Consider the following 20,015-nt stretch of genomic DNA (forward strand, 5'->3'; position numbering starts at 1 on the left):
CTGCAACCTTCTATTAATGATGCTGATATCTGCTAATGCTACAAAGCATTTCAAGACGCGGACCCTCGAAGGTTAAGTTTGCTTCACGGCCCCACCGGGCAAGCAAGCCAACTGAATCCGAGGAATACCGCCATGAACTTCAATCTCTTCTCTGTAATCGCCGCTTCCGCCATCTCCGCCACCGTTGCTCTGCCAGCCAGCGCCAACGTTGAAATCAGCGAGAAAAAATCCCACTCCCAGAGCTACACCCAGAAATACCTGCAACAGAGCGCCAACTTCTACGCCGCTCTGGATCACAAAACCCAAGCCTGAACTTCAAGCCCTGCACCTTTTATGCAGGAGCGAAGTCACTTGCGTCGATCAAGCTGAAAAGCTTCGAGAAACCTGAGTGATGTCGCTCCTGCATAACGCGTTTACGACAGCATCACATTGCCATCAACTCTCGACTTGATATCACATCGCCACGAGTCTAGATTTGACGCTGAGTTTTTGACTCCTTTTCTAATAACAAGGATCGACAGCATGGCGATGCGTCTGGCAGTGGTTCTTCTTTTTCTGTATTCCACCCCCATTGTTTCGGCTGTCCAGCCCGTTCCAGACGAGCCGGATGCTGCGCGCGAGCGCTTGATGAGTTTTATCGAAGACTGAAATAGACTGGCTTAATGATCAACGAAGCTGATGGTCACTATGGATAACCCTGAGTGGTTGCCACAGCTTTTTTGATTGATTCTGTGGGCATCGAAACATGCCCGCGGAGAACACCATGGCCAGCTCAATCCTCACTTCTGCCAAACACGGCGCCTACCTGGCTATCGGTCTTTACGTCGCAATGGTGCTGGTGGTCAGCCTTTCGGCTCAATCGCAACACACCATCGACGCGCCGATTCAGGTCGCCTATCCCGCCATCCAGTTCGAACACCGCGCTCAAGACGTCGTGGTCGATCACGCAGAACTGGCGGGAGTGGTCGGGGCATGAAAGGGCGCAAACTCTGGGTGATTGCCTTTCTGGCATTCATCACCAACGGTTCATCGTTGCTGGGCATCGGGCAGGCTTCGGCGGGTTCTGTGGCTCGCTCGATAGAGGCCAATCACAACCTTGCACGCAATATTGAAACGCAAAAGGCGATGGGGCTGTTGGCGGGTAATCCACCGATCAAGCGCCAGGTCGATTTCTTCGGGCGGTTTCAGGTGGATTGCTCGGTGTTGCGGATGTGTGAAGTGTTTGCCTGAGCGACCAGTCGCCACAAGTTATGTGTGGGGTTACTTGTGCATCACGCCGGTAAACAGGCCTGACTCCAAAAAACGCTGCAACCAGTCTTGCAGCCGCACATAAGGCGTCTGCGCAAACCACTCGCGATCGACATGGGCGAACTGCCGTATGAACGGCATCAACGCTACATCCGCGAGGCTTGGATGTTCGGCCAGCAAGTAATCGCGCCCCTGCAGCAATTCATCAAGCTGACGCAAAAACACCTCACCTTGTGCCCGATAAACCTCCATCGGCTGTTCGGGGTAACGTTCGGCGTATTTGTAGCGATTCAAATGCACCTTGAACACCTGATCGTTTGCTTCGATGAGGGCGGTGATCTGCGCCTGTCCGGCGGGATCATCTTTAAGCAACCAGTCCTGTGGATCATTTTGCGCCAACGCCCAGTGCATGATCGCCAGGCTTTCATCGATGACCCGACCATCAACGCTCAGCACCGGCACCGTGCCTTTGCTCGACAGCGCGAGCATCTCGGCGGGTTTGGCCTTGAGGCTGACTTCGACGATATCAACCGCGACCCCTGAATAACGCAGGGCCATGCGCGCACGCATGGCGTACGGGCAGCGGCGGAAGGAATACAGCGTATTCATTTCACCTCCAGCGTACTCAGGCCGTTGCCCTGGCGATGGACCTGAATCTGCACCGGAATCCGTTCATGCATTTCCTGCACATGGGAAATCACCGCGACTTTACGACCCTGAGCCTGCAAGCCATCGAGCGCGTCCATGGCCAGTTGCAGGGATTCCGGATCGAGGCTGCCGAAGCCTTCGTCGATGAACAGCGATTCGATTTTCAACGTGCTGGACGCCATCGACGCCAAGCCCAAGGCCAGCGCCAGCGACACCAGGAATGTCTCACCGCCCGACAGCGAGTGCACCGAACGCAGTTCATCGCCCATCTCGGTGTCCATCACCAGCAACCCGAGCATGCTGCCACCGCGCTTCAACCGATAACGGCGCACCAGTTGGCGCAGTTGCACGTTGGCGTGATGCACCAGCAAGTCGAGGTTGTACGCCTGCGCGATCTTGCGGAAGGTATCGCCGGTGGCCGAACCGATCAGTGCACTCAAGCGCGCCCAACGCTGATACTCGGTGTAGGCGTCGGCGATCTGCTGTGCCAGCGCCTGATTGGCGTTTTGCCGGCGCTGATCCTCGGCCTGTTCGGCGCGCAGTTCGGCGCAGCGGTGTTCGCTGGCGGCAAACAGGTTTTGCAGTTCGGCGAGCGCGCTGGCCAATTGATCGGCATCGAGGTTGCCATTGTGCTGCGCCTGATGATTGAGCAGGCGTTTGTCGCGCTCTTGCAGCAAGACCTTGGCCTGTTCGATGGCTTTTTCACTGTGCTGCAATTGCTGGCGCAGTTCGCTGACCTGTTGATCGTCGACGCTCAGCAACGCTTCCAGACCACCGTCATCCAACTCCGGATGCTGGGCGCGCCAATCGGCGATCTTGCTGCTCAACTCGCGGTCTTCGGTTTCCAGCGCTTGAGAGCGCTCGTGCAAGGCCTTGAGTTCGGCGGCGAGTTGCACCAGGCGCGTGCGCACGGTTTGCAGTTCTTGATTGGCAGCCGACTCTGCAGTGCGTGCCTGTTCTACCGCATGATCGAGCTGCTGCTGCCATTGCTCGGCACTGGCGTGTGCGCCCAGTAGTTGGCTCAGGGTCTGCTGGCAGGTTTGCTGTTGCTCGGCGAGGGTATCGAACTGCTGCCTGGCGACTTCCCGTTGCTGAATGCGCGTTTGCTGGCGGTCCTGTTCTTTTTCCAGCGTCTGCTGGCGTTGCAGTTGTTCTCCGAGTTCATCGCGTTGCTGCTCGAGTTGCTCCAGGCGCTGGGCAATCTGCCGGTCGAGCTGCATGAACGTCGCGGCGGGCTCGTTGCGCAACGCTTCCAACGTCTCGCTCGGGAGCAGGGTGCTGAACGCCGTCAGTTCTTCATCCAGACGCTGGCGATCGCTGCTCAACTCGCGTTGCTGAGTACTCAAGTGCTGCGCCGCTTGCTGGCTCGCTGTTTCGGCACTGCGCAGCTGATGCTGAAGGCGCGCGGCGTCCTGTTGCAGGGTGAGCAGGGCGGTTTGCCGCTGTTCGTCCTGGGTGATGCTCTGGTTCAACTGAGTGTTTTGCTGCGTCAGCCAGGCATCGCGCTTGTTCGTGTCCTGCGCCAGCAATTGCGTCGACAAAGGATGCGCGTCGAGGCTTGGCGTCAGGGCTTGTTGCTGAGTGGCGAGTTGCTCTTGCTGCTGTAGCAGCTCTTTCTGCTGAGCGATCAAGCCACCGACTTCTCCGCGCAAGTCAGTGAGTTTTTCCTTCAGTTGGTCGACGGCTTTCTGCGCGTTGGCCTGCTCGCTTTCATCATGGCGGCCGAGGCTTTGCAGCAGCGCTTCTGGCTGATGATAAGGATGGTCGGGGCTACCGCAAACCGGACACGGTTGATCGTCCTGCAACTGCTCACGCAATTCTTCGACGCTGGCACTGCGGGCCAGACGCTGACGTTCCAGCAGTTCGCGGGTAACGGTCAGGGTCTGTTCGGCGACCGTCAGTTCGTTCTTGGTTTTTACCCCGTCCTGGGTCAGCCGGTCCCGTTCCTGCTGAGCGGTCGACTGGCGTTGTTGAAGCTCCGCGCCTCGGCTGTCCAGCTCCCGCTGCTGGCTCCACAGTCGTGTCAGCTCTTCGAAGGCCCGTAGCTGCTTGCGGTTGTCCTGCAACAGATTGCCGAGCAACTGGATCTGTTCAGCCACGGCTTCGGGCTCGGCGCCGGCCTCTTTGTAGAGCACTTCCAGCTGCTGCTTTTGCGCGGTGAATGCTTGCGCTGCGCGTGCGGCGCTGAGCTCCAGGGCGGCCATTTCGGCCTGGCCCTTGTTCAAGCGATTGCCGATCAACATCAGCTGTTGCAGGCGATCACGATAGGCATTCCACGCCTCGCTGAGCGGCGCCAGTGCGGCGCTTTGTTCTAGCTCCCCGGCGATGCGTTGCAGGCGTTCGGCGACGAGTTTCTGCTGGTCCAGCAAACCTTGAATGGTGCTCTGACCCTGAGTGCAGGCCAGTTCGGCTTGCTGCTTGAGATCGGCGCTGAGGCTCGCGTCCTTGACCAGACGGGCGAGGGTGCTTTGCGCTTCAAAGGCCTGGCGCAGCAGCGGCGCACTGTGGGTGTGCTGCTGTTGTGCTTCGGTCAGCGCGGTGTGGGCGCTGCTCAGGCTCTGTTCGAGTTGGGTCTGGCGCTCGGTCAGTTCCTGTTGCTGTTGCGTGTGTTGCTGAATCTGCGCGGCCAGTGGTGTGAGCTGGGCGGTGAGTTCGGTTTTGCGGGCGAATTGGTGCCGTTGCGGGGCCAACTGCTCCAGGCGCGTCAGTTTCAGGCGTTCGCCGACCTGACTTTCCCAGTCTTGCTGCGCACCGGTCAATTGCTCCGTGGCGCTCAGTTGTTCGTCCTGCAACTGGCGCAGGTCCTTGAGCCAGGTGTGCTGCAGCTCAAGCTGCTTGAGCTGCGCCTGCTGTGTCTTCAGCTGTTGCTGCGCTTCATTGAAGCGCTCATCCAGTTCGGCGCGGGCTTCGGGTGCCAGCGGTGTTACGCCGGTGGCCTGGTCCTGCAACAGTTTGTGCGCTTCACGCGCCTCTTTGGTCTTGTCGAACGCGCGGCGACCGAGCTGGGTGTACAGCGCGGTGTCGGTGAGTTTTTCCAGCAGTTCGCTGCGTTCGTTGTCGTTGGCCTTGAGGAAGGCGCTAAATTCGCTCTGGGCGAGCAAAACGGCGCGGGTGAACTGCTCGAAATTGAGGCCCAATACGGACTCGAGCTGGGTTTTGAACTCGACTTTCTGGCTGGCCAGCAGTTGATCCTGATCGATGTCGCGCAAGCTCTGGCGACTGGCTTGCAGCTTGCCGCCAGCCTTTTCCCGGGCGCGATTGGCTTCCCAGCGGGCGCGGTAACGCCGGCCGTCGATGCCGACGAAATCCACTTCGGCATAGCCTTCACCGGTGCCGCGACGCAGCAATGTGCGCGGGTCGCCGGTGCTGATTTCACCATCGGCGTCCGGTGCTTTCGCCGACACTTGCGCATTGCTCAGGCGCGGTACGGCGCCAAACAGGGCCAGGCACAAGGCATCGAGCAAGGTGCTTTTGCCGGCACCAGTCGGCCCGGTGATCGCAAACAAACCGGCGCTGGCCAAGGGTTCGGCGGTGAAGTCGATCTCAAACGGCCCGGCCAGGGAGGCGAGGTTTTTCAGGCGGATCGCGAGGATTTTCATGGCTGTTCGCTCTCCATCTGCACGTCTTGCAGCAACTCGGCAAAGTCCTTCAGCGTTTGCTCATCGACCTCACTGCCGTAGCTGTCCTGCCAGGCGCGACTGAACAATTCCTGAGGTGTGAGTTGGTCCAGTTCAACCAGCGTGGTGCCGTCGTCGACGCCGTCACGGCTACCGTTGCCGGCGTACTCGGCGGCGATGCGCACCAGACGCACGGCTTTGCCTTGCAGGGCGGTTTCAATCTGATGACGCAGGTCGGGTTGTGGCTCGTCGAGGCGAACGCGGACTTCCAGCCACGGTTGGCGCTGGATGTCGGCCAGCAAATCGATGTTGGGCAGGTCGGCCAGTTGCAGGAGGATCTCTGCCAGCGGCGCCGGGCCGATGCGTTGCAGGTTCACTGCCCTAGGAATCAGTTTCGGTTCGACGCTGACCAGGGTTTCGCCGTCGAGGGTGACGTCGAGAATCTGATGTTGATAACCGATCTCGGAGAACGACAGCGGAATCGGCGAGCCGCTGTAGCGGATGCGCTCTTCGCCGTTGACCTTCTGCGGCTTGTGCAAATGACCGAGGGCGACGTAACTGATGCTGGGTCCGAACAGGCTGGCGGGCAAGGCCTCGGCGTTGCCGATGATCAGGCTGCGCTCGGAATCTTCAGACACCGAACCGCCGGCCATGTGCGCGTGGCTGATGGCGATTAATGCCTGGCCGGGTGTGCGTTTGGCGTTGGCCGCTTCGATCAGCCATTCGTGAACCTGGCCAATCCCGCGCAAATAGTTGTCGCCCAACTGCGCGCCGGTAACTTCGGCAGGACGCAGGAACGGCAGCGCCAGGCACCAGGCGGCAATCTCACCGCTTGCATCCGGTAACGGCAGCAACAGGCGTTCAGCGTCCAGTTGCCCGTCGTCCAGCCACAACACGCGGCCGAGCGCATGGGTGCGCAAGCGGCGCATCAATGGCGCGGGCAGTTCGATTCGCGAGCCGGAATCGTGGTTACCGGCGATCATCACGATGGTCAGCAATGGTTGCTGTTCATGAGCGCTGACGATGAAGTCGTAGAGGCGCTCCTGGGCTTTGACCGGCGGGTTGACCGTGTCGAAGATATCGCCGGCTATCAGCAACACATCGGGTTGGTCCAGCTTCAGCTGGCGCAACAACCACTCGAGAAAACAGGCGTGCTCGAAATCGCGTTCCTGGCCGTGCAGATTCTGCCCAAGGTGCCAGTCGGAGGTGTGGAACAGACGCAAGGCGGACTCCGTTGCAAATAAGGTGATGGCCGCGTGAGGAATGAGGGCGGCTAAAGGGGAAGGAGTTTACTGGCAAAAAAAGCGTGGCGCGCGGTGGATGTGATGAAACCGCAGAGTTGTGGTGAGGGGGCTTGCCACAGGCAAGCCCCCTCACCACAAAAGCTCGATTATTTGGGGTATAGGGGAGGGAGCCCGCTATCACCCACCGGGTCCTGAACCCGCTCGGCAATCGGGATCGCCTTGATCGCGCGCCACAGTTCTTCGCCTTGCCAGTGCTGGCCGGTTTCGCTGTAGAGCGCACCGTTCAAGCCGTCCAGCGCATCGGACAAAGGCACGAAACGGGCGGCCATGTCGGCCAGGGTTTCCGGTTGTTGCCGGGCCCAGGCGTCGAGCGCCTGGCGGGTGGCGTGGGAGTCGTTCGCCAGGCAGGCGCGCTTGAGGTCGTCGAGGACAGTGCGTGGGCTCGGGCCGGTCTGCGTCGCACGCAGGATCGCCGGTTGCCAGCGCGCACGCCACCAGAGGCCGAAACCGAGCAGGGTGGTGCAGGCCAGGATCAGCGTGCTGAGTTTCCAGCGCCACAGGGTTTCGCTGTCCACGGTGGAACCGACCTGAGGCATCCCGGCCGGTGTATCGACCTGCATGCTCGGGTTGTTCGCGACTTGCAGCGTTCGCGCCGGCAGGCTGCTGCGTTCCAGATGATCTTCAAAGGTGTTCCACCAGACCACGTCCACCGCCGGCAATTCGATTGCACCGCTGCGCGCAGGCACCAGGGCTTCACGGTCTTCGCGACTGCCGATCAGGCCGCGCTCACTGTTCTGATTGCCCAGTACCGGTTGATCCGGATAGCGCCGCAAGCCGTTGACGTCGGTGGCCGGCAGCGGCGGCAGTTGCGAACTGGCCAGGCCTTCAACTTTGAGGATCAGGCTGCGGGTCAACGAGTCGCCGACCTGGGTGTAGTCAGGTTCCGGGTTCCAGCTTTCGCTCAGCGTCACGCTGCGAGCCGGCAGCCAGGGCAGGTCGGCCGGGTAGGTGATGGGTTTGGCCTTGACCGTCAGCAACATCTGCGTGGAGCTGACGCGCATCAGCTTGCCGGATTTCGGCACCTGGGCGGCGGCGTCCTGCGCGGGCTGGGTGTCGACCAGCGTGGCGCTGAAGATCTGCGCCGGAATCGCCAATTCGCCGCTGTGTTGCGGATAAATCGCGTAGCGCATTTCGATCACGCCATGGCGCAGGCCGTTGATGACTTTTTCGTAGGTGCGCGACTCGCCCAGTTGTTCGATGCGCGCATCGGGCACCTGCAACGGGGTCAGGCTGCTGTCGTCGTACAGCGACACCGAATGGTAGATGCGCAAGGTCAGGATCGCCTGGGCCTGCACGTACACACTGCTCTGGTCGAGGCTGGCGTCGATGAACACCGGGGCCAGTTTGGTCGCCGTGTCCTGGTTTTCGCTCTCGACCACTTGCAGCGTGATCGATTGGCTCTGCGCCTCGCCCAGTTGCAACGGCGGAATGGTCACGCTGCCGTTTTCCTTGGGCAGCAAGGTAATGATCCAGCGCGTGGTCGCGCGGTTGTCGCCACTGAGGGTGTTCAACTGATTGACCTGACGGGTGCCGCGCACTTCGAACAGCGGCTCCAGCGGGCTCATGTCCGGCTTGCCGAACTGGGTTACGTCGCTGGATTCAAGGGTCAGCTCGACCGTCTCGCCGGAGTTCAGGCGACTGCGATCAACGCTGGCCACGAGCCCCTCTGCCTGAGCCTGAACGGCACAGCACAGCAGGGCAAGCATGAAGAGGGTGAAGCGGGTCATCGAGTTTTTCCCTGATCCTGATGTTGTTGCTGCTCGTACCAGAATTTGCGCCGGAGCAGTTCACCCGGGTCATCCGGGATCTTGCGCAACCATTGCTCCAGCGCTTGAAGCTGTTCGCCTTCGATCGTGTCGCTGGTCGGACGCGGTGGCGGCTTGGTGCTTTGCTCGTCGCCCAACTCGCTGCCCGGCACCTCATTGGCGCCCGGTTTCGGTGGCGAGGTGGTCTGTTGTTTGGCGTCCGGCGTGGTCTGTTGGACGTCGGTTTGCGGTTCACCTTCGCTCGTCGGTTGCGTGGCCGCACCGGGCTGCGATTCTTGCTCGGTGGACGGTGCCTTGTTGTCGTCGGAGGTCTCGGGCTCAACCGGTGGCGGAGTGTTTTTCTGTTTGAGCAGACTCTCCACCAACGCCTTGTTGGTCAGGGCCGGGCGCAAATCCGGTTGCAGTTCCAGCGCCTGTTCGTAAGCATCCAGCGCGGCTTCCAGTTCTCCACCTTTGGCCAGGGCATTGCCTCGATTGTAGTGGGCGTGGGCGTCACTTCCCTGGGCAAACCGCTGGGCGGCGCCACTGTAGTCGCCAGCTTCATACAGCGCCACGCCTTGCCATTGCGGATCCTCGAAATACTGTGCAGCCCTGGCCGGGTGGTCTTGCCTGAGCAAATGCAGGCCCCGTTGATCGGGGCGCAGCCACAGGTCTTCAAAGTCGAAGGCGTAACTCGGTTGCGGCAGCGCCAACAGCAACGGCAGGCAGAACAACCAGCCGCGCCGCCCGGCGCACGCCGCCAGCAACAACAGCGGCAGCAACAGCCAGTAACCCTGGTCGGCCCAGGTGTCGAGACGCAACATCTGTCCGTCGTTGCGTAACATGCGCGGGCCATCCAGCAGGCCCAGCGCACGCAAGTCGGCCTCGTCCAGTTGCGCCTGGCGGTAGCGTCCGCCCAGATCATGGGCAAAGGCTTTGAGGCTTGAGTTGTCCAGGCGCGGCACCAGAATTGCGCCTTCACTGTCCTTGAGGAAGCTGCCGTCCTCCTGAGCCACCGGTGCACCTTCGGCGGTGCCGATGCCCAGCATCAAGAATTCGGTCGAGTGCCCGTCGAGTGCCTGATGGATGCCTTCGCGTTCCTGTTCGGTCAGGGTCGAACCGATCAGCAGGATCCGGCCATCGCCCAAAGCTCCCTGACTTAGCAGGGCCAGGGCCTTGTTCACCGCGAGATCGGCGCGATGGCCGGCCTCGGGCATCAGCGACGGTTTCAGCGCATCGAGCAGGTTGCGGCTGGTCGACAGATCATCCGACAGCGGCACCAAGGTGTGAGCGCTGCCTGCGTAGACGACGATGGCCGTCTGGGCGTCGCTGCGCACCTCAAGCAGGTCGAGCAGCTTACGTCGCGCTTGTTCCAGGCGATTTGGCGTCACGTCGGTGGCGAGCATTTCCGGGGTCAGCTCAAGCACCACCACCAGCGGGTCGGCGGGTTTCTGACTGTTTTGTTCGACCCGCTGCCAACTCGGGCCGAGCAGCGCCAGCACGGTCAACACCCATGCCAGGCCAAGCACGACCCACGGCAGTTTGCTGTCGCGTCCGTTACCGCCGCTGAGCAGTGCGGCGTGAAAGGCCGGCGGCAGAATCATCTGCCAGCGCCCGGCGCGCTTTTGCCGGTGCCAGAGTTGCCACAGCAGCCAGCCGAGCACCGGTAACAGCAACAGCCACCACGGGCGAAACCAGAAAGGCCAGAGCGCGCTCATCGGCGTCTCCGCACGCGCAGGCGCTTGAGGCGCTGGCGCCAGTCAGGCAGGGGCGATTGCAAGAACAGATCCTTGGTAAACAGGCGTTGCAACAGGTTATCCGGCCAGCGTTCGCGCACCACCAACAGCATGCTCAGCAGCAGGGCCATCGCCAGCGGCCAGTGGTACAACGCCTGCGCCGGGCGGGCCTGGGTCGGTTGTTGTGTCACCGGTTCGAGTTTGTCGAGGGTGTCCTTGATGATCTGTAGTTCGTTACCGTCATGGGCGCGGAAGTACTGACCACCAGTGGCCTCGGCGATGGCTTTCAGGGCCGGCTCATCGAGGTCCAGGCTCGGGTTGACGCCGAGGAAGCCCAGCGTGCCGCTTTCTTCCGGGTTGGCGCCGATGCCGATGGGGTAGATTTTCACCCCTTCGCTGGCCGCCAGTCTTGCTGCCGTCAACGGGTCGATTTCGCCGCCGTTGTTGGCGCCGTCAGTCACCAGAATCAACACGCGGCTCTGTGCCGGGCGCAGGCGCAGGCGTTTAAGGGCCAGCCCTATGGCATCGCCGATGGCGGTGTTCTTGCCGGCGATGCCGATGCGCGCTTCGTCGAGCCACACTCGCACGGTGTGCCGGTCGAAGGTCAGCGGCGCTTGCAGATAGGCCTGGCTGCCAAACAGGATCAGGCCGACCCGATCGCCATCGCGGCTTTCGAGGAAATCACCGAGCAAATGTTGCACCAGGCTCAAGCGGCTGACGTCCTCGTCCTGCCACTGCATGTCGGGGAAATCCATCGAGCCGGACACGTCCACCGCCACCAGCAAGTCGCGGCCACTGGCGGCAATTGGCAGCGGTTCGCCGAGCCATTGCGGGCGCGCGGCGGCGATCAGCAGCAACAGCCACAGCAGCATGAACGGTGCCTGCTGACGCCAGGCCGGCAGGTTAGCCCGGGCGCGACGGCGGGCCAGGCCTTCGAGGTCATTGAGGAAGCTGACTTTGAGGGCCGGCTCGCCGCTGTCGGCCACTGGCAGCAACACGCGCATCAGCCACGGCAGGGGCAGCAAGGCAAATATCCACGGCCAGGCGAACTCAAACATGTTTGCGAATCCAGGTGTCGACGGCTTGGGTCAGGCCGGCGATGGCCTTGTCGTCGAGTTTGCATTCGGGTTTGTAGGCGCCTTCCACCAGCACCATCCAGCGCGTCAGGCCGGCCGCCGGGCAGCGGTTGTCGAGAAAGGCCAGCCATTTGCGCCCGTTGAGGGTGTGGCTCTGGCTGTAGGGGTAGTGGTTGCGGCACAGGCGCTTGAGCAAGCCGTTGAGCTGTTGCAACCAGGCACCGGCCGGTGCGCCGTCGTAGGGCTTGGGCATTTGCGCCAGTTCGGCCAGTGCGGCGAGACGCACCGGGTCCAGCGGTTGTTCGGCGCGAACGATGGGACGTTTACGCACGAGCAAGTGTCGCATCCGCCACAAGCCAAAGCCGATCAGCGGCAGCAATAACAGCAACAGCCACCAGCCCGGCGCGGGCGGCCAGAATTCGATAGGCGGCGGCGTAATCAGCGGCTGCAATTGATCGAGGCTGCTCATCGACCTTTCCCCGGTTTCTGTGGGTTCAGAAACTCGCGCAGTTGTTCGACCATTTCACTCTGGGTGCTCAACGGCATCAGCAACACGCGCAGCTTCTGGGCGAGCAATTCCCAGCGGGCGATGCGCGCTTCGGCCTGCGCGCGGTAGGTCTGGCGCAGGTCGAAATTCAGGGTGTCGAGTTCCAGTTGCGCACCGCGTTCGGCGAAACGCAGCAAACCGGCGGCGGGAAGGGCGTGATCCAGCGGATCGGAGAGGGGCAGCAGCAACAGGTCGCAATGGCGCGACAGCAGGCTCAGCTGTTGTTCCGAACCCTCGGTCAAGGCGCGCTCGTCGCAGATCACGATCACCAGGCTGCCGGGGCGTAACACTTCCCGCGCCCGACGCAGGGCCATGTTGAGCGAATCGCGGTTCTGCTCGGTTTCGGTGTGCAGCGATTGATTGACCCGCACCAGCCGGTTGAGCAGTTGCAGCAGGCTCTGTTTGCTGCGCCGCGGCTTGATTTCGTAATGCTCGTTGTCGCCGAACACCAACCCGCCGACCCGGTCGTTATGACCCAGCGCGGCCCAGCCGATCAGGCTCGCGGCCTGAGCGGCGAGCACTGATTTGAACATCAGGCCCGAGCCGAAGAACAACCGGCAGCTTTGCTCGACCATGATGAAAATCGGCCGCTCGCGTTCTTCATGGAACAGTTTGGTATGGGGTTCCTGGGTGCGCGCGGTCACGCGCCAGTCGATGGTGCGCACATCGTCGCCGGCCTGATACACCCGCACCTGGTCGAAGTCGACGCCGCGCCCGCGAAATTTCGAGTGGTGCAGGCCGATCAGCGGGCTGCGCTGGCTCGGCGTGGAGAATAACTGCACTTCACGCACGCGATGGCGCATGTCGATCAGCTCGGCGAGGCTGACACGGATGCCCGGCTCGGGCGGCAGTAGGGCGTTCATCGGGGTCAAGCGACGGCTACGACGTCGAGAATCCGCTGGACCACCCGGTCCTGGTCGATGCCAGCCGCTTCGGCTTCAAAGGACAGAATGATGCGGTGGCGCAGCACGTCAAACAGCACGGCCTGGATGTCTTCCGGGCTGACGAAGTCGCGGCCGGCCAGCCAGGCGTGAGCGCGGGCGCAACGGTCGAGGGCGATGGAGCCGCGAGGGCTGGCGCCGTAGGCAATCCAGTCGGCCATTTCCGGGTCGAACTTGCCCGGGTTGCGCGTGGCCATGACCAGTTGCACCAGGTATTCCTCCACGGCGTCGGCCATGTACAAACCGAGGATTTCCTTGCGCGCGGCGAAGATCGCCTGCTGGCTGACCCGACGTTCTGGCTTGGTTTCGCCGTTCAGGGCTTCGCCACGGGCCTGCTGGAGGATCTTGCGTTCGACCGCGGCGTCCGGGAAGCCGATTTTCACGTGCATCAGGAAACGGTCGAGCTGGGCTTCGGGCAGCGGGTAGGTGCCTTCCTGCTCGATCGGGTTTTGCGTGGCCATCACCAGAAACAGCGGCGACAGCTCATAGGTGCTGCGCCCGACACTGACCTGACGCTCGGCCATGGCTTCGAGCAACGCCGACTGAACCTTCGCTGGGGCGCGGTTGATTTCGTCCGCCAGTACCAGGTTGTGGAAGATCGGACCTTGCTGGAAAACAAAGCTGCCGGTTTCCGGGCGATAGATTTCCGTGCCGGTGATGTCGGCCGGCAACAGGTCTGGGGTGAACTGGATGCGGTGGAACTGCGCTTCGATCCCTTCGGCAAGCTCTTTGATGGCCTTGGTCTTGGCCAGGCCCGGGGCGCCCTCGACCAGCATGTGGCCGTCGGCAAGCAAAGCGATGAGCAAGCGCTCGATGAGTTTTTCCTGGCCGAGAATCTGCGTTGAAAGAAAGGTTCGCAGCGCAAGCAGCGCTTCACGATGTTCCATCGATGACTGTTCCTGGAGAAGGTGGCCGAAGTCGTTCGAATAACGCTTGGGCTGGGGGCGTTACTTTAATCCATCGCGGGGGGCGGCGACTAACGGCATTTTGTGCAAAGTAAGGTAAATGATTGGTGGAATTGTCTGAAATTTGTCCGGGTCGGAAAGTGTTGCCGTTCTTTCGGGCCTCTTCGCGAGCAGGCTCGCTCCCACAGTTGACCGAGTCGTTTGATTGAAACGCGGTCAATGTGGGAGCGAGCCTGCTCGCGAAGGGGCCGGCAAAAGCACTGATATTCAGAGCTGGCTTATATAAGTCCCCGTCCCCTCAAGAATATTTTTCAGCGTTTCCTCGACTTCCGCCAAATCTCCAGCCTCCGTGTTGTGAATGATTTCCAAAGAATCATCCCCATTCAACGCATCCGCATCCGCCGCGGCGATTTCGATCAGCAGCCGGGTAGGGCTGAGGGTGACTTTCACGCCATCCAGGGTCGAAGGCTCGCCGTCGAGGGTGATTTCCAGTTCATCCTCGTCCGGGTAGCGGGTCATCAGGAACATGTCGCCCGCCTCGCTGTGGCAGCAGAGCATGGCCATGTTGTCTTCCTCGTCATCGCAAGGGTTCACAATCAAGAGGGCGGTGGTCATTTGCATGGGGAATTCCTGGCTCGACGAGCGTGGTAAAGACGCACAAACCGCAATTCTGCCAGCCCAACGGAATTTCTGCTCGGCTGAGTGTCAGAGGAGGGGCGTGGACACTTGGAGTGTTACTGGTCATTTCTGGTACGCAGGTGCCGGAAAACCGGGGATAAAACGCCCGTTTTTGCTCACGGCTGCTAGTGTTGTTCGAGGCGTGTGCCGCCAGTTGCGTACCGATGACCGAATATGTCGCAGCACCGCAAGCACGGGCCTCGCCGCACTCGTTAAGCTGCGCAACGGATGAGCACCTGTAAAGACATTGCGCTGTTCGCAGCCCAGTCGGTTTTGCAGATGCCCATTCATGGAAGGTGAATGTGACCTGAGTGTCTCGTCCAGCTTCACCCACCTGTCCCCTGTTTCCTCTGCCCGAGAATCAGGAACAGGGTGACGGATCGCCCCGAAAGGGGTTTTGCACGCGACGCTTCCATCAATAACAAGCCCAAGCGGAGTACCACAGATGGCGTTCTTCACCGCAGCCAGCAAAGCCGACTTCCAGCACCAACTGCAAGCGGCACTGGCACAGCACATCAGTGAACAGGCACTGCCACAAGTGGCGCTGTTCGCTGAACAATTCTTCGGCATCATTTCCCTGGACGAGCTGACCCAGCGTCGGTTGTCCGACCTCGCCGGCTGCACCCTTTCTGCGTGGCGCCTGCTTGAGCGCTTCGATCACGCGCAACCACAAGTGCGCGTCTACAACCCCGACTACGAACGCCACGGCTGGCAGTCGACCCACACCGCGGTCGAAGTGCTGCACCACGACCTGCCATTCCTGGTGGACTCGGTGCGTACCGAGCTGAACCGTCGCGGCTACAGCATTCATACCCTGCAAACCACTGTGCTGAGCGTGCGTCGCGGCAGCAAGGGCGAGTTGCTGGAAATCCTGCCGAAAGGCACCCAGGGCGAAGGCATTCTTCAAGAATCGCTGATGTACCTGGAAATCGACCGTTGCGCCAACACTGCCGAGCTCAATGTCCTGAGCAAAGAGCTGGAGCAGGTGCTGGGTGAAGTCCGCGTCGCTGTCGCCGACTTCGAACCGATGAAAGCCAAGGTCCAGGAAATCCTCACCGGCCTGGACAACAGCCAGTACGCGGTCGACCCGGAAGAGAAAGGCGAAATCAAAAGCTTCCTGGAATGGCTGGTGGGCAACCACTTCACGTTCCTCGGCTACGAAGAATTCGTGGTACGCGATGAAGCCGACGGCGGCCACATCGTCTACGACCAGGATTCCTTCCTCGGCCTGACCAAACTGCTGCGTACCGGCCTGACCTACGATGACCTGCGCATCGAAGACTACGCCGTGAACTACCTGCGCGAACCGACCCTGCTGTCGTTCGCCAAGGCTGCGCACCCAAGCCGTGTACACCGTCCGGCTTACCCGGATTACGTGTCGATCCGTGAAATCGATGCCGACGGCAACGTGATCAAGGAATGCCGTTTCATGGGCCTGTACACCTCTTCGGTGTATGGCGAGAGCGTGCGGGTCATCCCGTACATCCGTCGCAAGGTCGAAGAAATCGAACGCCGTTCCGGCTTCCAGGCCAAGGCTCACCTGGGCAAGGAACTGGCGCAGGTGGTTGAAGTACTGCCGCGCGATGACCTGTTCCAGACCCCGGTCGACGAACTGTTCAGCACCGTGATGTCGATCGTGCAGATCCAGGAACGCAACAAGATTCGCGTGTTCCTGCGCAAAGACCCGTACGGCCGTTTCTGCTACTGCCTGGCCTACGTGCCACGCGACATCTACTCCACCGAAGTGCGCCAGAAGATCCAGCAAGTGCTGATGGATCGCCTGAAAGCTTCGGATTGCGAATTCTGGACGTTCTTCTCCGAATCCGTGCTGGCCCGCGTGCAACTGATCCTGCGCGTCGATCCGAAGAACCGCCTCGACATCGATCCGGTCCTGCTGGAAAAAGAAGTGGTGCAAGCGTGCCGCAGCTGGCAGGACGACTACGCCAGCCTGGTGGTTGAAAGCTTCGGCGAAGCCCACGGCACCAACGTGCTGGCCGACTTCCCGAAAGGCTTCCCGGCCGGTTACCGCGAGCGTTTCGCCGCGCACTCGGCTGTGGTCGACATGCAACACCTGCTGAGCCTGAACGAAAAAAATCCGCTGGTGATGAGCTTCTATCAGCCACTGGGTCAGGTGTCCGGCCAGCGCATGCTGCACTGCAAGCTGTATCACGCCGATACCCCGCTGGCGCTGTCCGACGTGTTGCCGATCCTGGAAAACCTCGGCCTGCGCGTACTGGGTGAATTCCCGTATCGCCTGCGCCACACCAATGGCCGCGAATTCTGGATTCACGATTTCGCGTTCACCGCTGCCGAAGGCCTGGAACTCGACATCCAGCAACTCAACGACACGCTGCAGGACGCTTTCGTCCACATCGTGCGTGGCGATGCCGAGAACGATGCGTTCAACCGCTTGGTGCTGACCGCCGGCCTGCCGTGGCGCGATGTGGCGCTGCTGCGTGCTTACGCTCGCTACATGAAACAGATCCGTCTGGGTTTCGACCTGGGCTACATCGCCAGCACCCTGAACAACCACACCGACATCGCTCGCGAGTTGACCCGGTTGTTCAAGACCCGTTTCTACCTGGCACGCAAGCTGTCCGGCGACGATCTGGAAGACAAGCAGCAACGCCTGGAACACGCGATCATCGCCGCTCTGGACGAAGTCCAGGTGCTGAACGAAGACCGCATCCTGCGTCGCTACCTGGACCTGATCAAGGCCACCCTGCGCACCAACTTCTACCAGACTGATGCCAACGGCAAGAACAAGTCGTACTTCAGCTTCAAGTTCAACCCGCACCTGATTCCAGAGCTGCCGAAGCCGGTACCGAAGTTCGAAATCTTCGTTTACTCGCCTCGCGTCGAAGGCGTGCACCTGCGCTTCGGCAACGTCGCTCGTGGCGGTCTGCGCTGGTCCGACCGTGAAGAAGACTACCGCACCGAAGTCCTGGGCCTGGTAAAAGCCCAGCAAGTGAAGAACTCGGTCATCGTGCCAGTCGGCGCGAAGGGCGGCTTCCTGCCGCGTCGCCTGCCACTGGGCGGCAGCCGTGACGAGATCGCGGCCGAGGGCATCGCCTGCTACCGCATCTTCATTTCGGGCTTGTTGGACATCACCGACAACCTGAAAGACGGCGCGCTGGTTCCGCCGGCCAACGTCGTGCGTCATGACGACGATGACCCGTACTTGGTGGTGGCTGCGGACAAGGGCACTGCGACCTTCTCCGACATCGCCAACGGCATCGCCATCGACTACGGTTTCTGGTTGGGTGACGCGTTCGCTTCCGGCGGTTCCGCCGGTTACGACCACAAGAAAATGGGCATCACCGCCAAGGGCGCGTGGGTTGGCGTGCAACGTCACTTCCGCGAACGCGGCATCAATGTCCAGAAAGACAGCATCACCGTGGTCGGCGTCGGCGACATGGCCGGCGACGTATTCGGTAACGGCCTGTTGATGTCCGAGACGCTGCAACTGGTGGCTGCGTTCAACCACCTGCACATCTTCATCGACCCGAATCCTGCGCCTGCCAACAGCTTCGCCGAGCGTCAGCGCCTGTTCGACTTGCCGCGTTCGGCCTGGTCGGATTACGACACCAGCATCATGTCCGAAGGCGGCGGGATCTTCTCCCGTAGCGCGAAAAGCATCGCGATTTCCCCGCAGATGAAAGAGCGCTTCGACATTCAGGCCGACAAGCTGACCCCGACCGAACTGCTCAATGCCTTGCTCAAGGCACCGGTAGACCTGTTGTGGAACGGCGGCATCGGTACCTACGTCAAAGCCAGCAGCGAAAGCCACGCCGATGTCGGCGACAAGGCCAACGATGCACTGCGTGTGAACGGCAACGAACTGCGCTGCAAAGTCGTGGGCGAGGGCGGTAACCTCGGGATGACCCAACTGGGTCGTGTCGAATTCGGTCTCAATGGCGGCGGTTCCAACACCGACTTCATCGACAACGCCGGTGGCGTGGATTGCTCCGACCACGAAGTCAACATCAAGATCCTGCTGAACGAAGTGGTTCACGCGGGCGACATGACCGACAAGCAACGTAACCAGTTGCTGGCGAGCATGACCGACGAAGTCGGCAGCCTGGTGCTGGGCAACAACTACAAGCAGACTCAGGCTCTGTCTTTGGCTGCGCGTCGTGCCTTGCCGCGTATCGCTGAATACAAGCGTCTGATGAACGATCTGGAGGGCCGCGGCAAGCTGGATCGCGCCATCGAGTTCCTGCCGAACGAAGAAGCGATCAACGAGCGCGTTGCAGAGGGCCACGGCCTGACCCGCGCCGAGCTGTCGGTGCTGATCTCCTACAGCAAGATCGACCTCAAGGAGGCGCTGCTCAACTCCCTGGTGCCGGACGACGACTACCTGACCCGCGACATGGAAACCGCTTTCCCGCCGTCCCTGGTGAGCAAGTTCTCCGAAGCCATGCGCCGTCACCGTCTGAAGCGCGAAATCGTCAGCACCCAGATCGCCAACGACCTGGTCAACCACATGGGCATCACCTTCGTTCAACGACTCAAAGAGTCGACCGGCATGAGCCCGGCGAACGTGGCGGGCGCCTATGTGATCGTGCGTGACATTTTCCATCTCCCGCACTGGTTCCGTCAGATCGAAGCCCTGGACTACCAGGTGTCCGCTGACGTGCAACTGGAGCTGATGGATGAGCTGATGCGTCTGGGCCGCCGCGCCACGCGCTGGTTCCTGCGCAGCCGTCGCAACGAGCAGAATGCCGCTCGTGACGTCGCGCACTTCGGTCCACATCTGGCAGCGCTGGGCCTCAAGCTCGACGAACTGCTGGAAGGCCCGACTCGCGAAGGCTGGCAGACCCGCTATCAGGCTTACGTCGCTGCTGGCGTACCTGAATTGCTGGCGCGCATGGTTGCAGGCACTACTCACCTGTACACCTTGCTGCCAATCATCGAGGCGTCGGACGTGACCGGCCAGAACGCAGCAGACGTCGCGAAGGCTTACTTCGCCGTCGGCAGCGCCCTGGACATCACCTGGTACCTGCAACAGATCAGCGCGCTGCCGGTTGAAAACAACTGGCAAGCCCTGGCCCGTGAAGCGTTCCGTGATGACGTCGACTGGCAGCAACGTGCGATCACCATCTCCGTCCTGCAACAGGGCGACGGCACTCAGGACGTGGAAACACGCCTGGCGCTGTGGATGGAAGCGCACGAAGGCATGATCGAACGCTGGCGCGCGATGCTGGTGGAAATCCGTGCCGCCAGCGGCACGGACTACGCCATGTACGCGGTGGCCAACCGTGAGTTGCTGGACCTGGCATTGAGCGGGCAAGCGGTGGTGACCACCACTTCAGCCGTCAGCGAAGAGCTGGAGCCAGCGGCCTGATCAGGCGCTGAATGAAAAAACCGTCTCGAAAGAGACGGTTTTTTTTGGCCTGGATTTTTTGTGGTGTCGGTTCAGGCCCCTTCGCGAGCAGGCTCGCTTGTATGGTAGGACTTGAAGGGAGGAGGAGGGACTAGGCTCGATTCTGCCTGTTGACGCAGTACAGACCGTGGGAGATTTCGCCCCTCCTCCTTTCACCCAAGCGCCGATAAAGAATGCTTCTGGC

General features: G+C 61.2%; 15 protein-coding genes. 5 read left to right on the top strand and 10 right to left on the bottom strand.

What is annotated here, in order from left to right; genetic code table 11:
* Nucleotides 1–132 precede the first annotated feature (132 nt).
* The 4 genes from ACWKV5_RS28920 (at nt 133) to ACWKV5_RS28935 (ending at nt 1,230) form a co-directional block, all read left to right on the top strand.
* Nucleotides 133–312 carry a hypothetical protein gene (locus ACWKV5_RS28920; RefSeq protein ID WP_483844041.1) on the top strand — a complete coding sequence of 60 codons (180 nt, stop codon included), beginning with the start codon at nt 133–135 and terminating at the stop codon, nt 310–312.
* Between the two features lie 210 nt (nt 313–522).
* Nucleotides 523–648, top strand: coding sequence for a hypothetical protein (locus ACWKV5_RS28925; RefSeq protein ID WP_483844042.1), 126 nt, complete (start codon nt 523–525; stop codon nt 646–648).
* Nucleotides 649–763: 115 nt separating this feature from the next.
* A complete protein-coding gene (locus ACWKV5_RS28930) occupies nt 764–976 on the top strand; it encodes a hypothetical protein (RefSeq protein WP_483844043.1) in 213 nt (70 codons plus the stop codon).
* Nucleotides 973–1,230, top strand: coding sequence for a hypothetical protein (locus tag ACWKV5_RS28935; RefSeq protein ID WP_483844044.1), 258 nt, complete (start codon nt 973–975; stop codon nt 1,228–1,230). Before ACWKV5_RS28930 ends, ACWKV5_RS28935 begins: the two co-directional genes overlap by 4 nt.
* A gap of 30 nt (nt 1,231–1,260) precedes the next feature.
* Here the strand turns inward: ACWKV5_RS28935 and ACWKV5_RS28940 are convergent, their stop codons facing one another.
* From ACWKV5_RS28940 to ACWKV5_RS28985, 10 genes are all read right to left on the bottom strand, one after another.
* A complete protein-coding gene (locus tag ACWKV5_RS28940; protein ID WP_483844045.1) occupies nt 1,261–1,857 on the bottom strand; it encodes a glutathione S-transferase in 597 nt (198 codons plus the stop codon).
* A complete protein-coding gene (locus ACWKV5_RS28945; RefSeq protein WP_483844046.1) occupies nt 1,854–5,495 on the bottom strand; it encodes an SbcC/MukB-like Walker B domain-containing protein in 3,642 nt (1,213 codons plus the stop codon). The genes ACWKV5_RS28940 and ACWKV5_RS28945 overlap by 4 nt, the downstream gene beginning before the upstream one ends.
* Nucleotides 5,492–6,736 (bottom strand): exonuclease SbcCD subunit D C-terminal domain-containing protein, encoded by a 1,245-nt coding sequence (locus ACWKV5_RS28950; RefSeq protein WP_483844047.1) that lies wholly within the window; start codon nt 6,734–6,736, stop codon nt 5,492–5,494. Before ACWKV5_RS28950 ends, ACWKV5_RS28945 begins: the two co-directional genes overlap by 4 nt.
* Nucleotides 6,737–6,903: 167 nt before the next feature.
* Nucleotides 6,904–8,544, bottom strand: a complete 1,641-nt coding sequence (locus tag ACWKV5_RS28955) for a BatD family protein (protein WP_483844048.1) — start codon at nt 8,542–8,544, stop codon at nt 6,904–6,906.
* Nucleotides 8,541–10,280, bottom strand: a complete 1,740-nt coding sequence (locus ACWKV5_RS28960) for a VWA domain-containing protein (protein WP_483844049.1) — start codon at nt 10,278–10,280, stop codon at nt 8,541–8,543. The genes ACWKV5_RS28955 and ACWKV5_RS28960 overlap by 4 nt, the downstream gene beginning before the upstream one ends.
* Nucleotides 10,277–11,356, bottom strand: a complete 1,080-nt coding sequence (locus ACWKV5_RS28965) for a vWA domain-containing protein (protein ID WP_483844050.1) — start codon at nt 11,354–11,356, stop codon at nt 10,277–10,279. The genes ACWKV5_RS28960 and ACWKV5_RS28965 overlap by 4 nt, the downstream gene beginning before the upstream one ends.
* On the bottom strand, nt 11,349–11,843 hold the full coding sequence (locus ACWKV5_RS28970) for a DUF4381 domain-containing protein (RefSeq protein ID WP_483844051.1): 495 nt from the start codon (nt 11,841–11,843) through the stop codon (nt 11,349–11,351). The genes ACWKV5_RS28965 and ACWKV5_RS28970 overlap by 8 nt, the downstream gene beginning before the upstream one ends.
* Nucleotides 11,840–12,784, bottom strand: coding sequence for a DUF58 domain-containing protein (locus ACWKV5_RS28975; protein ID WP_483844052.1), 945 nt, complete (start codon nt 12,782–12,784; stop codon nt 11,840–11,842). The genes ACWKV5_RS28970 and ACWKV5_RS28975 overlap by 4 nt, the downstream gene beginning before the upstream one ends.
* A 5-nt stretch (nt 12,785–12,789) precedes the next feature.
* On the bottom strand, nt 12,790–13,749 hold the full coding sequence (locus ACWKV5_RS28980) for an AAA family ATPase (protein WP_027923426.1): 960 nt from the start codon (nt 13,747–13,749) through the stop codon (nt 12,790–12,792).
* A gap of 285 nt (nt 13,750–14,034) precedes the next feature.
* Nucleotides 14,035–14,388, bottom strand: coding sequence for a hypothetical protein (locus ACWKV5_RS28985; protein WP_483844053.1), 354 nt, complete (start codon nt 14,386–14,388; stop codon nt 14,035–14,037).
* 502 nt (nt 14,389–14,890) lie between these two features.
* Between ACWKV5_RS28985 and ACWKV5_RS28990 the strand changes: the two genes are divergently transcribed.
* The gene (locus ACWKV5_RS28990; protein WP_483844054.1) at nt 14,891–19,792 is read left to right on the top strand and encodes an NAD-glutamate dehydrogenase; all 4,902 of its coding nucleotides are present in this window, start codon (nt 14,891–14,893) and stop codon (nt 19,790–19,792) included.
* Nucleotides 19,793–20,015: the final 223 nt, after the last annotated feature.

It is taken from the genome of Pseudomonas oplopanacis (assembly GCF_057128725.1).

What these genes read in the sequence shown, in the direction of transcription:
- ACWKV5_RS28970 (WP_483844051.1), bottom strand. Translation starts at nt 11,843, where the DNA reads ATGAGCAGCCTCGATCAATTGCAGCCGCTGATTACGCCGCCGCCTATC.
- ACWKV5_RS28960 (WP_483844049.1), bottom strand. Translation starts at nt 10,280, where the DNA reads ATGAGCGCGCTCTGGCCTTTCTGGTTTCGCCCGTGGTGGCTGTTGCTG.
- ACWKV5_RS28930 (WP_483844043.1), top strand. Translation starts at nt 764, where the DNA reads ATGGCCAGCTCAATCCTCACTTCTGCCAAACACGGCGCCTACCTGGCT.
- ACWKV5_RS28980 (WP_027923426.1), bottom strand. Translation starts at nt 13,749, where the DNA reads ATGGAACATCGTGAAGCGCTGCTTGCGCTGCGAACCTTTCTTTCAACG.
- ACWKV5_RS28955 (WP_483844048.1), bottom strand. Translation starts at nt 8,544, where the DNA reads ATGACCCGCTTCACCCTCTTCATGCTTGCCCTGCTGTGCTGTGCCGTT.
- ACWKV5_RS28920 (WP_483844041.1), top strand. Translation starts at nt 133, where the DNA reads ATGAACTTCAATCTCTTCTCTGTAATCGCCGCTTCCGCCATCTCCGCC.
- ACWKV5_RS28990 (WP_483844054.1), top strand. Translation starts at nt 14,891, where the DNA reads ATGGCGTTCTTCACCGCAGCCAGCAAAGCCGACTTCCAGCACCAACTG.
- ACWKV5_RS28945 (WP_483844046.1), bottom strand. Translation starts at nt 5,495, where the DNA reads ATGAAAATCCTCGCGATCCGCCTGAAAAACCTCGCCTCCCTGGCCGGG.
- ACWKV5_RS28965 (WP_483844050.1), bottom strand. Translation starts at nt 11,356, where the DNA reads ATGTTTGAGTTCGCCTGGCCGTGGATATTTGCCTTGCTGCCCCTGCCG.
- ACWKV5_RS28975 (WP_483844052.1), bottom strand. Translation starts at nt 12,784, where the DNA reads ATGAACGCCCTACTGCCGCCCGAGCCGGGCATCCGTGTCAGCCTCGCC.
- ACWKV5_RS28935 (WP_483844044.1), top strand. Translation starts at nt 973, where the DNA reads ATGAAAGGGCGCAAACTCTGGGTGATTGCCTTTCTGGCATTCATCACC.
- ACWKV5_RS28940 (WP_483844045.1), bottom strand. Translation starts at nt 1,857, where the DNA reads ATGAATACGCTGTATTCCTTCCGCCGCTGCCCGTACGCCATGCGTGCG.
- ACWKV5_RS28985 (WP_483844053.1), bottom strand. Translation starts at nt 14,388, where the DNA reads ATGCAAATGACCACCGCCCTCTTGATTGTGAACCCTTGCGATGACGAG.
- ACWKV5_RS28925 (WP_483844042.1), top strand. Translation starts at nt 523, where the DNA reads ATGGCGATGCGTCTGGCAGTGGTTCTTCTTTTTCTGTATTCCACCCCC.